The sequence below is a fragment of the Serratia aquatilis genome (assembly GCF_044865145.1).
In the GTDB taxonomy this organism is placed as follows: domain Bacteria; phylum Pseudomonadota; class Gammaproteobacteria; order Enterobacterales; family Enterobacteriaceae; genus Chania; species Chania aquatilis.
The window spans coordinates 4,472,890-4,488,810 of record NZ_CP173186.1 but is presented as its reverse complement, the minus strand read 5'-3'; the positions used below and the strand labels follow the sequence as shown (position 1 = coordinate 4,488,810).

11 protein-coding genes are annotated in these 15,921 nt (G+C 49.6%); 8 read left to right on the top strand and 3 right to left on the bottom strand.

Annotated features, from left to right (window positions below; genetic code table 11):
* Positions 1–236 precede the first annotated feature (236 nt).
* A complete protein-coding gene (pfkB, locus tag SAQUA_RS20225) occupies positions 237–1,178 on the bottom strand; it encodes a 6-phosphofructokinase II (RefSeq protein ID WP_380674460.1) in 942 nt (313 codons plus the stop codon).
* 1,743 nt (positions 1,179–2,921) lie between these two features.
* On the opposite strand from pfkB, the gene SAQUA_RS20220 reads away from it, so the two are divergent.
* The 5 genes from SAQUA_RS20220 (at position 2,922) to SAQUA_RS20200 (ending at position 9,178) form a co-directional block, all read left to right on the top strand.
* Positions 2,922–3,521: a common pilus major fimbrillin subunit EcpA gene (locus tag SAQUA_RS20220; protein WP_380674543.1), complete on the top strand. Its 600-nt coding sequence runs from the start codon at positions 2,922–2,924 to the stop codon at positions 3,519–3,521.
* A 62-nt stretch (positions 3,522–3,583) separates the two neighbouring features.
* A complete protein-coding gene (locus SAQUA_RS20215; protein ID WP_380674541.1) occupies positions 3,584–4,267 on the top strand; it encodes a hypothetical protein in 684 nt (227 codons plus the stop codon).
* 155 nt (positions 4,268–4,422) lie between these two features.
* Complete coding sequence (locus SAQUA_RS20210) at positions 4,423–6,894, top strand: CS1-pili formation C-terminal domain-containing protein (protein WP_380674458.1); 2,472 nt, start codon at positions 4,423–4,425, stop codon at positions 6,892–6,894.
* A 14-nt stretch (positions 6,895–6,908) separates the two neighbouring features.
* Positions 6,909–8,501 (top strand): fimbrial protein, encoded by a 1,593-nt coding sequence (locus SAQUA_RS20205; RefSeq protein WP_380674456.1) that lies wholly within the window; start codon positions 6,909–6,911, stop codon positions 8,499–8,501.
* Positions 8,498–9,178 carry a fimbrial protein gene (locus SAQUA_RS20200; RefSeq protein WP_380674454.1) on the top strand — a complete coding sequence of 227 codons (681 nt, stop codon included), beginning with the start codon at positions 8,498–8,500 and terminating at the stop codon, positions 9,176–9,178. The genes SAQUA_RS20205 and SAQUA_RS20200 overlap by 4 nt, the downstream gene beginning before the upstream one ends.
* Positions 9,179–9,219: 41 nt before the next feature.
* Here SAQUA_RS20200 and SAQUA_RS20195 read toward each other — a convergent pair whose 3' ends face one another.
* Entirely contained in the window at positions 9,220–10,533 is a 1,314-nt protein-coding gene (locus SAQUA_RS20195) for an NAD(P)/FAD-dependent oxidoreductase (protein WP_380674452.1), read from the bottom strand.
* 432 nt (positions 10,534–10,965) lie between these two features.
* On the opposite strand from SAQUA_RS20195, the gene SAQUA_RS20190 reads away from it, so the two are divergent.
* From SAQUA_RS20190 to SAQUA_RS20180, 3 genes are read left to right on the top strand one after another with little or no spacing between them, the layout of a single operon-like run.
* Positions 10,966–12,186 (top strand): hypothetical protein, encoded by a 1,221-nt coding sequence (locus SAQUA_RS20190; protein WP_380674450.1) that lies wholly within the window; start codon positions 10,966–10,968, stop codon positions 12,184–12,186.
* A gap of 3 nt (positions 12,187–12,189) precedes the next feature.
* Complete coding sequence (locus SAQUA_RS20185) at positions 12,190–13,440, top strand: Zn-dependent hydrolase (protein ID WP_380674448.1); 1,251 nt, start codon at positions 12,190–12,192, stop codon at positions 13,438–13,440.
* Positions 13,430–14,614, top strand: a complete 1,185-nt coding sequence (locus SAQUA_RS20180) for an amidohydrolase (RefSeq protein WP_380674446.1) — start codon at positions 13,430–13,432, stop codon at positions 14,612–14,614. Before SAQUA_RS20185 ends, SAQUA_RS20180 begins: the two co-directional genes overlap by 11 nt.
* Positions 14,615–14,657: 43 nt before the next feature.
* On the opposite strand, the gene SAQUA_RS20175 is transcribed toward SAQUA_RS20180, so the two are convergent.
* Positions 14,658–15,866, bottom strand: a complete 1,209-nt coding sequence (locus tag SAQUA_RS20175) for a lysozyme inhibitor LprI family protein (RefSeq protein ID WP_380674444.1) — start codon at positions 15,864–15,866, stop codon at positions 14,658–14,660.
* Between the last annotated feature and the right edge of the window lie 55 nt (positions 15,867–15,921).

The window sequence follows — 15,921 nt, the reverse complement described above, 5'->3', positions numbered from 1 at the left end:
ATGCAACAGAACCGGGCGGCTCGGGTTTCAACAGGAAATCGGTTCTTCTGTCTGGCGATAAGCCCGTTCTGTTTCATGTAGCAGGAGTTAACCAATCCATTCTTAAGATACATGCATGACGAGTTTTTGCAGAACTTGCCACGAGCGAATTAACTCCATTGAGCAAGGGCGAAAGTATACGTTTAACGACCGCCCATAATTCCTTCAGATTATCGTCAAGCAAGCCACTGGCTGCCTTAACCACGCGAACTTTTGCAAATGTAGTCATACAGGCGCTGGGTGTCCGCCAGTGAACAGAGCCGTGTTCCCAGATTAAGCGTGGCGGCGCTGCCTGCTGCGACGCCGAAACGAACCATATCCACCAGATCTGCACCGTTCGCCAATTTGAGCGCCATTGCGCCGACCATGCTGTCCCCGGCCCCGACGGTACTCATTTTCTTGACCGGTGGCGGCACTATCTGCGCACAGGTATCACGATCAACCGCGAGAGCTCCTTGTGGGCCAAGCGATACCACAACCCGTTCAGCACCACCCTGGCGCACCAGTTCCTGAGCGGCACTACGGACATCATCAGGATCTTCCAATGAGCGCCCGATCAGCGCGGACAGCTCATTCTGATTCGGTTTTACCAACGCCAGCCCACCCAAATCCAGACAGGCCTGTAATGCATCCCCTGAGCTGTCAACGATACAGCGCAACCCCATCGTTTGTGCCTGCTTAACCAGGTCGGTCAATTTTGCCAGCGAGGTGCCCGGCGGTAAGCTGCCACTAATCACCAGAATCGAACCATGAGGGATGTTCTGCACCTTCAATAGGATCTGGTCAAACTCGGCGTCACTGAGCCGTGCCCCCGGCATAACAAAGCGAAACTGTTCTCCGCTGTTGTCCGCATGGACATGCAGGTTCTGGCGCGTCCAGTCCTGAGTTTTCAGGGTGTCGGTATCAATGCCCTCCCGATCGAGCAATTCTTTTAAATGCTCGCCGGTTGGGCCACCAATTGGGAAGATTGCACTGGCTTGGCCGCCAAGATAGACAACGGCACGGGCAACGTTGATCCCTCCGCCGCCCGGCTCAAAAATGGGCGTAGTGCAACGTAGTTTTCCTTCCGGGTAGATCTTTGGGGTCGTCGTCGCGCTATCGAGAGAGGGGGATAATGTTAAAGTAAAAATCTTATTCATGATGGGCAAACCTCTTATTTTGATTTTACTTTGTTGATTTGGTTGAGGAATGTGAGGGCACATGTTGCCCTTGGGCTGGAAGCGTTTTTCCAAGCCAGAATATACCCGTCGCCCTTCAAGCTGCATGGGTGTTGGCTGCGTTACTCGCCCTTAGGAGCTGCTGCAAGCAGCTCAGTTGCCGCCTACATGCAACTTGAAGTAACTTGGGTATAGATGTATACACCACAAGTATATACCTAAGTCCATTCAAGCAGCAGAAAGGCTGAGATACCGTTTTGCCTTCAGTTCATCATCGAATATCCGCCAAAGCTGACAGTGAGTGTGTCGGTTAATAAATTGAAATCGGTATCATCGAGTTTACTACCCCAGCAAAATAGATATTTTAAAATGCATGGCAAGACATAATGCTTGTCAGTTAAGACTAGGCTGTGTCCCTTAATTGCACGCGAGCGCCGCTGGCGGTCATTTGCGCACAGGGCAAGGCGAGAGCCGCGAGGTTTGGTGGGCCAAATAAGCGGCGAACAACGCCGCAATGCGCGCAAATGGCCCCAGCCCGAAGGGTCGTGCCCCAAAAGCCCGTTTTCTGTGTTGTCGGGCTTGAACAGAGGGCCACTCTGCCCTTCACCCTCCGCCTTGATAACGGGCTTTTGGGTCTGCGACCGCACCACGGGCAATTAAGGGACACAGCCTAGCCCCTGCACTCCGGCCTTGGCCATATCAGGCGGTCGCTGCGCGACTACCGAATACTCGGCTCATCCCTGAGCCTCGCCCCTTGTATCCTCGCCCGCGTTGGGCAAGGTTTTACGGCAGATTAGCGAGTTTAGACCGTTGAGATCTCATTTTTTGAGGTTAAGAGGAGATTTTTTTCGCAAAGCAGGAACCAATTCGTTATTAAAACCCAGACGATTGCTAGGAAAGTGTTTCTAAAATGTTGGTATTTTCATGGGTTATTTTGATCGATAAATAAACAGTAAATCTGATGATAGGCAACATAGAGAAATGTATTAAAATAAGAATTTTCATTATTTCTTGTTTAAGTTTGGTTTAATGAGAATGGTCTTCTATTGAGGATTGACCTCTTCTATTTATACCTGTCATCCTTCAAGATAACGGGTGAATCTCATTGAGGTTTACCCGGTACCTTGAAGCAACTTGAATATCTATTTTTAAGTGCTGATATGGAATATTCTTACTTTTCATATTCATTAGGTTGCGTATTATTTGTGCTATTTTAAAATTTATAATTCTGTACTTTAAAATAACGTTAACATTTCAATAGATATTGGCTATTAATTTGTTTTTGATTGAGAGCTATTACCGATTTTGCATAATTATGTTTCATCGTTAATATCTTTTTACGATTTAAGATGATGTTGAATATGAAAGTAATAATCGGTGTTCTTTTTATGGGTCGAATATTTTAATGTGCCGGAAATTGCTGATATTGTATATACTCTAAATAATTCGAGTTGCATGTAGGCGGCGAGTCTGAGAGTTACCAGGAGCATAGCTCACTATGTGACTGGTGCGAGCGGGTGAAGCCAACACCCATGCAACTTTAAGTATGACGAGTATATATAAACAAACACTGTAGTTACTCCTGATACGGTTGGCTTTCCTTTTTTTATAACCAAGGTCCTATTCGGAAATGTTATTTCCGAATGCGTCCTTACGCCGCATTTACTATGCCGAATCAGTAAATATTAGTGGGCATGAATTTATATAAATAAAGGAAGATAGATGATGAAGAGGTTAGTTCTGGTTTTGGTTGCAGCTTCTACGATGGGATCCATTAACCTGGTTAATGCAGAGACTCGTACTGCGAACGCGACAGCTTCTTGGGATGCTAAAGCAATCAAAGACACCCACAGTATGCTGGTTGTTACCCCACTGAAATCGCTGACTTTTGATTATGCAGAAGGTCTGGAACGTTTTAATACCCAGGATGGCGCATTTGATATCACTATTGCCGGTCAATCTGGTGCCAGTGATTTTAAACTGACCTCAAAAATCATTTCTAACACATTGAGCCGCACCAGTGATGATTCTGAACTGACGGTGGGGGTCAAGTGGAATGATACCGAACTGTCAAATAGTACTGATACCGTGATGATAGACACTTCAAAAGGTATAAGCGCGGGCCTTGCTGCACTGGCAGAAAAAAGTGCCTACGCAGGTGCTGACCGGACCAGTACCCAGGGTGTTTTCGCCTTTAATATCGTAAAAGCCATGAAAGGCGGTGAAGAAACCGCTTTTAAAGAGCTAACGGATGGTTACTGGGACGGTAACGTCAATGTTGAGTTTGCTGCAACCTGGGACGGTGATTTCGCGCCAGTACCATAATTAATTTGCTGTTATGACATAGCCAAGATCGGGGGAATAGCCCCGATCTTGTGGAGGGTATGATGAAAATATTTTTTTCCGTTTTAATGTGCTCTGCACTGTTCTATGTCACTCAAGTTCGAGCTATTAACGTGGGCGCTATTACCTCGATGATGGCACCTGATCAGAATATACTTGCGAAGGAGGTGATTAACACTGTTGATGATGCCCGGTTGGTCAGCTTGGGCGTGGAGCGTATTTCCTCTCCAATGGAGGGGGGAACCGTTATCCCGATGGTGAGCAAGCTGGAGTTAATGGTTACACCGTCGAACCTGATTTTGCCCGGTAAGGGTAAAGACGTTTTCCGGGTTTTTTATGCTGGCCCTAAAGACGATAAGGAACGGTATTACCGTTTAGTCTGGCGTGATAATCCAGTAGTGGAAGAAGGGTTGTCAAAAACACGCAAAGCAGCCACGGCAACTACGTCCGCCACTATCAGCACTATTCTGGTAGTAGCGCCACGACAGAATAATTTCAATTACCAATATCGCGACGGGGTGGTTTATAACAGCGGTAATAGTTCTTTCCGGGTGGTGGCATTTGGCCCCTGTAAGCAACTACAGAAAAATCAGGACGGGAGTAAAGGTTGCCGTGAACGCTATTACGTTATGCCTGGGCTTGGAGTCCATTTAAAATTTGTTGATGTCAATAACAAAAAACTCAATGTTGGAATTTGGCATAATGAGGATTATATCACCGTGAAATAGCTATGCTCGTCATGCAACTCGAATTATTTAGAGTATATTTTATTACTGGCCTGCGGTTTTTCTCGTTATTTATATTTGTGCAATAATAGGGGTGTTGCTTGGGGAAGAATATGGGTGATAATTTCATCTTCAAGGCAAGGCTCGTCATAATATATATGTCATTAGCTATAATATCTTTTCAAGTTAATGCGGAAAACTTACAGGATGTCCGTTTAGGCAATTATCTCATCCCGGGGATTTTTGGTCAGGCTTTGGCTGAAGGTATGACCATACCCGTATTTCTTCGTTATAAAGGCGGTGACCTGCAAGAAAAGCAAAAAGTGGCAGATGCGCTTCTTGTGCTGGGAAAAGATGGGCTAATAATAGAAGACATTGTACTGGTTGATAATCCTGATGGAGCAATGCTTGCTGAAAATACGCGAAAACTAATCAGCAGCCTGAAAGATCATCTCTTTAATAAAAATACGCGCATTGTGCTTTCGCCTGATGCGGAATTAAATCTGAACCTGCGCTCGTTTGTTCTGACGCTAGATGTAAGCGAAAAAAGCCTGTCTGCGGCTATTATCCCACGACAGAGTGTGCTGGGCCGTTCCTCGGTGCAGAATTTCAGCTCGGTGCTTAATTATGATCTCGGTATTTACCGTTCTCAGACAAAACGGGGAAACAGTTCTTCTAATAGTTACCTGAATCTCGATAACACTTTTGGCATTGCCGAGCATCATTTTAATGTGAATGGTTCTCTTTATGGCATCGGAGACGCGCAACAGAGCGCGCAACTTTACCGTTTGATGTATGAACGAGATATGAATGGCAGGCGTCTGGCGTTTGGGCTGGTCGATACTTGGGATCTACAGTCGCTTGGTAGCCTTTCGGCACTCAGTACCAGTCATGTCTATGGTGTCACTTATGGTAATAAGTCATCAACCAGGATCCAGCATAACCAGCATTCATTGACGCCAATCACCGTCTTTTTACCCAGTGCTGGCGAGGTGCGCATCTATCGTCAGGGGCGTTTACTGAACCTTCAGAATTTCTCGATGGGAAGTTTTGAAGTGGATACCAGCCGTTTGCCGTTTGGTATTTATGATGTTGATGTTGAGGTTGTGATTGACGGTAAAGTACATTCGCGGATCCGCCAGACCATCAATAAGGTTTTCTCCGGTAATTATGTTGCGGCGAAAGAGCTAAATTGGCAGGTCTATGGCGGATATGTTGATTACGACAACCGCAGTAACCGTAAGGATAATAGCAACCAAACTTATCTGGCTGGGGCTTCGGCGGCGATCTCGTATCCTGAAATACTCAAACTCGCTTCGGCACAGGCAATTTTCGGGTTAGCGATACAAACCTCCGCCTATACCGTTGAGGATCATCTGGTGAATGAAACCTCAGCCAGTTTGAGTGTGAACCAATATGGAAATCTGGGATGGCAAGGGCTGATCACGCAGGGGGGACACTATCGCAATATTTTCAATATCAACGCGTCATTGCCGGGGGGGAGTGGCTCTTTATGGGCTAACCGGGAAAAAAGCTACATCGGGACTAGTTTGCCAATCTATGAGTCGGATACCTATTCGTATGGTGGAACGGTTAGCCTGAACCGGTTCTTTGAACGCGGTGGGCAGATGACCCTGAGTCGAACCGTTGATAAGCGGGATCGCAGCAGCTCGAATAACTTCGAATATTCCACGGCGCTATTTACCGGGCGTTACGGCACGGTAGACCTGCGCGCAGGGATACAGCGTTATCAGTACGGCTATCAGGCAAACAGTTCCAGTCAACGCTATATCTCGCTGGACTTTTCGTTGCCACTGGCTACTTGGCTGAGTACCGGCATCTCTTCGAGTAATGGCAACATACGGGCCCATTTAGCTGCGAGAAAAAGCTTTGAGGATGCGGTGCTCTCTTCTGCAGGTGTTAATCTGGCAAAGCTGATAAAGGATAATAACAACGGTGAAAGTGACTATTCCGCTTCTGGTTTTGCGGCATTTGATACCAAATACAGCGCTGGAACATTTTCCCTTTCACGCCCTGATAATAACCGCCTCAATGGCAACATGACAGCGCGTGGTGCAGTGGCTTACAGCGATAAAAATTTCGCTGCTAGCGGTCTTCAGGAGAAATCAGGCGTGATTGTGAAAACTGACATTCTCGATGGTGCCGTGCTATCCGCGCAGGTCAACGGTCGCAGCTATCGCCTTACCGGTTCAGATAACTTCATTCCGTTACCACCTTATGCCCAATACAAAGTTGAACTGATGAATGACAAGAACTCGATGGATAGTTTTGACATCGTGAAAGGGCGAACCAGTAACGTCACCTTGTATCCAGGCAACGTCGCGGTGTATGCGCCGGAAGTCAAACAGTTGGTCACGGTTTTTGGCCGGATGACGACAAAAAACGGTCAGGCCATCGCCAATGCGGTGGTGCGTAATCACATCGGAAAAACCACTACGGACGCTACGGGAACCTTTGCTATGGATGTAGACAAGCGTTTCCCCAGCGTCTCGTTAGTCAGGGAGGATTCTGGTATTTGCGAAGTCGATCTGGACCTGGACAAGGCAAGGGGCGTGAAGTGGGTCGGCAACGTTATCTGCACGCCACAGACCGCTCTGGTACAAAGATAAAGACAAGGGTTGACATGAAACTGCGTAATTTTTTCAGGCTGGTTGTGATGTTGTTACTGGCCCCATCGGCTACTCAAGCGGCAAACGTGAATAACCAGTATTTCTTTATCGAAAATCAGGTTGATAGTGAATACTTTATCTCTCCATTGCGTACTGACCCACGCTTTAGTGGTGCCAATGCGTTTACCAAATATGCCTCTAACGAACAGCTCAGTCTGGGTTATATGGGGTATACCGGTCTTTTGCAGAGTAGCTCTTTTGCGGATATCTGGCTGGAGGAGGCCCCAATCAATCAGCCCTTTATTGGTAACCGCTGTATGCGCAGCGGCAATGCTTGCCCAGCGAATGGCTATTTACCCGGTTATATCGGCAAAGCTGGGGTTTACCACGTTGAGGTGAATACCAGTAACGGTGAAGCGCGCTATGCTCGTGGAATATTTTCTGACTCGGCTTACGAATATTTTAGAAACCTCTCGGTAGGCTCGGTTGAAACTTATAAGTTCCATTTTTGCTCGACTCGTACAGATTACAATCCTGCCGCCGGGCAAACCTGTGTCTCTGTAGGAGGACAGCAGACCAGTCATGCATTCACCATGACCAAAGTGGGTAATATGCGGCTGGAATCTACCAACGCGATGCAAGAGATCTTTATCGACAGCAACGGCAACCCGATTATTGGGCTAGGCTCGCAGTTTTGCAGCGTGGGTTATATTGGTTCGCAGACTGGCGCCATCTGCAAACTGGTTTCTTACCAGATGGAAGGGGCCGTACTTGCACCTATGCGGGTTAATTTGAATGTTAATAAGACACTGTTGGGTTTCAGCCCGGGGGCAGCCACTATTCTTCTCAGTGCCAATGGTGCCAATGGTTGGGTGAACTACAGTGCAAAGACCGCGGCCTCAGCGCTCGTCAAAGCCGGTAATGGCGGCATTTATGTGTTTTTTTCCCAGACATTCCTCAAGAATCTGATCGACCGTGGTGTCGATATGACTCGCAGCCAAGATTTTTTCACTTTCCTGTTTACCAATACAGCGGCTCCGCAGTCAGGGTATTACGAGTTTTCCCCTTCCAACAGTATGATCCTGCGCCCCCGAGACTTTGGCATTAGCATCATTTCCAAAGATTTGGTTTCCGAGCCTAAACGCGAGGGGAAAGTGGGTGAAAAAGAGCCAGCGATTGTCTTTGATTACGTCGTGACGACCAGTGGACCAAGGCAAGCAGATACGATCACCGCACAGGTTTCGGGGCCGATGGAGCATGTTAATGGTCGTCCGTACTGCATATTTTCTTCCAGCGATGGCAAGCTTCATGTGCCATTCTCGGCCTATCTGACGTATACCGATGAAAGCGGTCAGGCCATCCGCTCTCGTAACAGTTGTGATAACGTGCCGATCAGCTTGAATGCCGCTCGATGGATAGAGTCCCAGTGGCCGGATCCCTACCAAAATGATGGCAGTTTCTACCGTACCGATTTATCGCTCACATTCCCCATGAATGAGTCTCAATCGATGTGGGCTTTGGATGGGAACGACTGGATGGGCGTGGTGAGCGCCTCTGGTGAGGTACGGGTTACGGCAACCTGGACCGGTGCTGATATCAAGAAATGATTAAAATAACATTATGGCTGGTGGCTTTGCTGCTGGTGTCTCCGGCACAGGCAATTTATCTCTCTTCCGGCGTGTTTACGCTGGAAAGCGGCAGCAGCTTTTTCTCGCGCCAGTTTGTCAACAATACCCAAAATACCAATCTGTATGTCATTAGCGCTTACCGGATCAATAAACCGGGTGTCGATGAGCGTCCTTTGCCGGTGGAAAATGGCGAGATACTCTATACGCCACTGAAGAAAATGGTGGAGCCTGGCGGTTGGGAATATTTTAAAATCTTCTACCGTGGTGCGGCGGATGATCGTGAACGTTATTACCGTATCGTCATCAAAGAGATCCCTGCCAATGCGATTGCTATACCGAATCAAAGCAAGATGCCGCTGGTTACGCCCACGGTAGCGCTTGACACCATTCTGGTAATCAGGCCGCGGCAGATGCGTTTCACCTACCACTATGATCCGCGAAGCGGGCAGTTGAAAAATACCGGTAATAGCTATTTCCGCGTGATGATCCACCAAAGCTGTGATGCCAAAGATGACATTGCCAAGGTGTTCAATCTGCTACCGGGGGAAAGCTATATCGGCGAGGACCTGCGCGGGCAGCACCGCAAGTTTATTATTGCGTTCAACAAATATATCCATCTGGGGGAACAGTGTTTCGAATCCGTTCCCTCCTCTTAGAGCCTACCCCAATTGCTTGCTATGCAACAAAGGGACACCACCTAGATTTCTTTTCGCCCCAGATAGCGTTCTTTCATCAATGATGCGGCGATAGCGACATCAAGGATCGGGGAAGGTGGCAGATAGTTTGCCTTGCCGAGTTCCTGCATTGCACCGATCAGTGGGTGATCCTGGCCCAAGGCATAGTCTGCCAGCAACGTCCCGGCAATGGTCTGCTTGGAGACACCGGCACCATTACATCCCCCTGCGGTGTAAATATTCTTACCCAAAGCGCCCCAAACCGGTGCTCCATTTCTGGTTACGCTGATGGTGCCTGACCAGGTACGTGTGAGGGGAACATCCCCCAACTGCGGATAAATTTTCTGGAAGAGGCGCTGGTGTAATTGGGTTGCCCGATAGGTTTGCGCAGCGGTTATTCTGCCGTTCAGCGCTGCTGTGACATGTTGGCGGATCAGGAAACGGTGATCTTGCGTGTAGCGTAATGTCGCTCCGGCAATGGCGTTGACTGGAGTCAGCCCCCAACTGCTCATTGCAGGGAGCCTGCGCCGTTGTTCCGGGTTTAGCGGTGCAGTGATGCTGGCAAAGGTGGCCATGGCGGCCTGCTTGCTGATGACGGGGGCAAGCTCTCTGGAGAGGGCGTTGGTGGCTAGCATGATCTTGGCGGTTTTGATCGTGCCATATGGTGTTACTACCTGTGCGATATTACCCGGCAGGATCTCCAATACCGGCGTGTTGTTATAAACCGTCACATTTTCCGGCAGGCAATTCGCCAGGGCGGTAATCAGGCTGGCAGGATTAACCAGGATCGCACTGGGGGTATAAATGCCTTTATTATAAAAACGCGTTCCCAACTTTTGATAAAGTGATTCTTTTTCCAATACTTGATACGGTTCGCTCATGGTATCGAGATTGTCAGTATATTCTTTCAATACGCGTTCTTGGGTGGTATCAACCTGGCAGTGATATTTACCGACATTCTCCCATTCACATTCAATACCCTGTTGCTCAATCAAAGTTGTTAATTGGTTGATCCCTTCTTGTAATAAAGAACGATAAGAATGGGCCTTTTTAAGTTCCGCTGTGGAACTGCCAATATTATGAGGTAACCCGATAATAAACCCTGAGTTTCTTGCAGAGGAACTTTCCGCCGCACTGGCTGCATCAATGAGGATAATTTTCAGATTCCGATCGTGATTTGCCAGCCGTCTGGCAAAGGAAACCCCAGCAAACCCTGAGCCCACTACTACCCAGTCGGCCTGGGTGTTTCCCACCAGTGTCGGGAAAGCAGTGGATAACAGGTCTTCTTTCAGCCAGCCATTCTGGTTTTGATTTAATGGCACCGATGCATATTTCAACGCTAACGTCCTTTTGAGAATTTTGCCCTGAAGGGGATCTGAGTAGGGTTATAAAACATTTGGCTGAAGTGAACCAGCAGATTCATTCAGTGGTAAATGTCTACTGACAGGCTATTTATAAGCAATGGTTAAGTAGCATAACCAGAATGGTAACGAGAATTGCTACCTGTGGGGATGTCTAATCACTGGAATGCACCAAGTGCCACGGCATACAGAAACTTTTTTTCTGATTTTTCTGTTATTCCCTAGTCATCTTATACAGGGGTGTTTAGTATCGAAATAAGCATGGAATTCAGAATTGCTGATTTTACTGTCTGGTAAGTGAATATTCATGCTAAAAATCCAAAGAGTGATTAACTGTATTTGTTATTTTATTTAGTGATTCAAGCTATCTAAATGAAAACTGTAAAAATATAAAAATGGAATTATTCTATGTCACAGATGTTAGCACTTTTGATTGTCATGGTGATTTTATACCTGGGAGATGCGGTATCCGTGCGAACGAAAGCCTGGATCCCTTCTGTATTTGTCTGTGCAGTGCTGTTCTTGTTTGGTTACTGGACGTTCTTCCCAAAAGATATCGTTAGCGTAGCCGGGATCACGCCAGTAGTAGCAGTAATGCTGATGTATCTGCTTATCACCAATATGGGCACCCTGCTTTCCGTGCCGGAACTGATACGGCAATGGAAGACCGTTATTATCTCGTTGGCGGGAGTTACCGGTATTGCCGCAGCAGTGTTTGTTACCTGTATGTTGCTGTTTGATATGAATACCGCCATCGTCACTATTCCTCCATTGGTTGGTGGGATTGTTTCGGCGCTGATTATGTCGAAAGGGGCTGCGAGTGCCGGGCTGGTTGATCTCTCGGTTTTCGCGATCCTGATCTACGTTATGCAGGGCTTTGCCGGTTATCCATTAACCGCCATTATGCTTCAGCGGGAAGGTAGACGCGTTCTGGAGAAATATCGCAAAGGCGAATGGCATGAGTCGGCGGTACTTCTCCCTGAGGATAAAGCGGCTACCACGGTCGCGGCAGAGGATAAAATGCCGCGCATGTTCAGCTTTATCCCTGCGCAATACAACACCAGCTACTTCAAGTTCCTGCGTTTGGCGCTGGTAGCTTATCTGGCCTATCAGGCATCACATTTGTTGGCTCCGGTGGTTACTGTCAGCCCATTCGTGCTGTGTTTGCTGTTTGGTGTGATTGCTGCCACGTTTGGCTTCCTGGAAAAACACCCGCTGCAAAAAGCCAACGGCTTTGGTTTTGCAGTGATGGGGCTGATGCTGTTTATCTTTGATACGTTGAATCGAGCGACGCCGGAAATGCTGCTGCGGCTGGTGTTCCCGATGGTGGTCCTGATTGTTGTCGCTGTGGTGGGGATGTTCGTTGTCTCCTGGCTGGTGGGCAAATTGCTTGGTGTCAGCACCGAGATGGCGTTTGCCATCTCTCTGACCGCAATGTACGGTTTCCCGGCGGATTACATCATTACCAATGAAGCGATCACCGCACTTACCAAGGACGAAAAAGAGCGTGAGGTCCTGACACACCACATGTTGGCACCGATGCTGGTTGGTGGTTTTATTTCGGTCACCATGGTTTCCGTGGTGTTGGCGGGTATTATGGTGGGCTACATCACCCCAGTTGCAGGATAAGTTATGACTCATGCAAATACAGGTCGCATTCAACAGCACCTTGAGAAAATGGCCGAGTTTACCGCCACGCCGGGAGAAGGCACTACGCGTATGAGCTATAGCCCGCAGGGGCAGCAAGCACGTGAATATATCAAAGCGCAGATGCATGCTGCAGGTCTCACCGTGCGTGAGGATGCCATCGGCAATATCTTTGGCAAAAGTGCTGCTCAGGACCCAACGCTGCCATCCGTCATGATTGGTTCGCACTTTGACTCGGTGCCCAACGGTGGTGCCTTCGATGGTCCTGCTGGAGTAGTGATGGGGCTGGAAATTGCCACGCTTTTCCAGGAGCAGCGTTTGCTGCCGCGCTATCCTTTGGAAGTGGTAGCCCTGGTGGAAGAGGAAGGTGCCAGCTTTGGCCGTGGCCTGCTGGCCTCCAGCGCGATAGCGGGCAAGGTTGATGCGCAGGAACTGCACCGCCTGCAGGATAGCCGTGGTCAGTCGGCTGCGCAGTGTATGGCACAGGTCGGTTTTGATGCCGATAACGTTGCCAGCGTGGTGCGGGCTCCGCAAACCCTCAAAGCCTTTATTGAGCTGCATATTGAACAAGGCCCGGTACTGGAACAGGAAGCGCTCGATGTTGGCCTGGTGGATGTGATTGTCGGTATCTCCCAACTGGTGGTAACCATTACTGGTAAGGCTGGGCATGCGGGTACGACACCGATGGATCGCCGCCATGATGCATTGGTTGCCGCCAGCCGGGTGATCGCCAGCGTCGGGGATTTTGCCCGTCAGGCCGGGGAAGAGACGGTGGCTACCGTTGGCAAGATCCAGGTGTTGCCTAACGGGGCCAATGTGATACCGAGCAAAGTGATCTTTACCGTCGATATCCGCTCCAAGCAGTTGGATAAGCTACAACAGGTGCTGGAACAAACCCGAGCCTGCATCCAACAGCAGGCGGGGGCAGGGATCGAATGCCGTATCGAACAACCACTGCTGGTAGAGCCAACGCGTCTTGATGCCGGTATTCACGGCCTGTTGAAAAAACACAGCGAAGCGTTGGGCCTAGGGCACCGCACCATGGTCAGCGGTGCCGGGCATGACGCTATGATTTTTGCCGGGATCACTAATGTGGGGCTGGTGTTTGTGCCAAGCAAAGATGGCTTGAGCCACCATCCCGACGAATGGACCGACTACGCACAAATTCAGAAGGGAATTGACGTTATTTTTCAAACGGTAAAAGAGCTTACGGAGGCAACCTCTCATGACCAATAATGCTATCGCGCAATCCGTTCACGCCCATGCGGAGGCGATGATTGCGTTCCGCCGCGATCTGCATGCTCATCCGGAATTGCCTTGGGAAGAGGTACGCACCACGCAAAAAGTGGCGCAAGCGCTGGAAGCTATCGGCATTCCTTATCGTCTGACGACCCCCACGGGAGTGATCGCCGAGATAACTGGTGGGCAGCCAGGCAAGACCGTAGCGCTGCGCGCCGATATGGATGCGCTGCCGGTGCAGGAGTTAAACGAAGCATTAAGTTATAAATCGAAAACCGACGGTAAAATGCACGCTTGCGGGCACGACGCGCATACCGCGATGTTGCTGACCGCAGCCAAGGCGCTGTATGAGAACCGAGCCAGCCTGCGTGGCAATGTGCGGTTGATTTTCCAGCCTGCGGAAGAGATTGCCCAAGGGGCCCGCGAGATGGTGAAACAGGGGGCGATTGAAGGCGTGGACAACGTGTTCGGTATGCATATCTGGACCACTAGCCCTTCAGGCAAAATCTCTTGTAATGCCGGTTCCAGTTTTGCTTCTGCCGATTTACTCAAGGTGAAGTTTAAAGGGCGTGGGGGCCATGGCTCGATGCCGGAAGCCTGCGTGGATGCGGCGGTTGTCGCCTCGGCTTTTGTGATGAATGTGCAGGCGATCGTTTCGCGTGAAACGTCCCCGCTGGAATCGGCAGTGGTTACCATCGGGCGCATGGAAGTGGGTACCCGCTTTAATGTTATCGCTGAAAACGCGGTGCTGGATGGCACGGTGCGTTGCTTTGATGTGGCAACGCGTGAGCGCATCAAGGCTGCTATTGAGCGTTACGCCCAACATACCGCAGCCATTTACGGTGCGAGCGCTGAAGTGGAATACACCTACGGTACTTTGCCGGTGATCAACGAGGAGCGCAGTGCACGTTTGGCACAGGCGGTCGTGCGTTCGGCGTTCGGTGAGGAAGTGTTGTTTGCTGAAAAACCGACCACTGGCGGGGAAGATTTCAGCTTCTACATCGAGAATATCCCTGGTTGCTTTGCCTTGTTGGGCTGTGGCAACCCCGAGAAGGGAACCGATTGGGCGCATCATCATGGTTGTTTCAACATCGATGAAGATGTGATGGTGAAAGGTGCTGAGCTGTATGCCCAGTATGCCTGGAGCTATCTGCAGCAGGATGCGTTCTAGAGTATAGCGTTGTCGGGCCCACGGATGGGCCCGACAACGTGGTTTACTCAGGCGAGCCGCTCATCTCAAGAATAAAGCCCATTCTGTCACTCAACCATTCCGTGACGATCATATTGGCAGCTTTGGCCGCATCGCTGGCGGAGAAGCTGCGTTCGGTCTGCAACCAACCCATGGTGGCCAGGCGAGCAGGTTCAATGGCTGCGAGCAGTTGCTCGCGTTGCTCTTTGGGCCAAGTCTTGTTATCGCCCCAGGATCGGATCTGTTGCTCCGGATCACCCGCCTCTTGAACGCGCTGACTGGGGGTGAGGAAATCCTCAGGAGATACCGTTGCCCGCAGCCGGAATATCGACCACGCGGCGTAGCTGGCAAAGCGAATAGTGCCGGTGTTTTCGCTGGCCTGCTCAAGCATGGGGTTCATCAGCTTGCTTAGCTTTTTCCACGCTGGGAGTTCGAACAAATCACCTTGTGGCGAGCAGATGGGAGCCTGAGAATCTCGTGTGGAGCCATATAACGGCCCAAAGGCTTCATAGGCCGCTGCCCCCTGACGCTTGAAGATAAAACAGTGGACATACGGGCGACCGTATTCGTTTTCATAACCCGCTCGTTCAATAACCATGCGCAGTAATGTCAGCACCGCAGTGGCCTGACTCACCTTGGGATCCTTCTCGATGTCCTGTAACAAGGACTGAGGAAAACTATCATCTTTCATCGACACGATAATGTTTTGATGCCTTTGCTCTACTTCGGCGTCGGTGACATTGCTGCCAGGCTCAAACTGATGCAGGTAGATCAGCCAGGCAGAAGCCAGGGGGCCGCGATATGAGCGGAGCAGTTGTGCGGCTTTGGCAGGATTGGTTGGGATGCTGACAATAATAGCGTCCATTGCAGAAGTAGCGTGTTTGGCCGCCTCATGTAACTGGCTTGCACGCTGGTTGATTAACTGGTTCAGGCAAGCCTCCTGGCTACCGCAGACGTTGCGCTGTTTTAACCACTCACGCTGGCTGCTGCGCAGTGCATCAGCCTGAGCCGCAGGCAGGTTGGCCAGTGCTGATTGGTAATTGTCGTGCAGTATCGTGTCAAGGCGGCTCAACTCAGTGCTATGGCAAATTGCCTGCTCGACACTGCTGGTGGCTTTTTCACAGTCGAAAGAGGCAGCCTGGATCGGCGTACTGATGCCTAGCGTCAGGCTCAGGCAGAGCAGAAGGCGTGATAACGGGTTAGGAGTATCGGTACGTTGAAGCTGAGTGGTCATCTGAGTTCCTTCTGGTGTCTTGGCTGTTAATTGGTTCTATCAAACATTTTCAGCT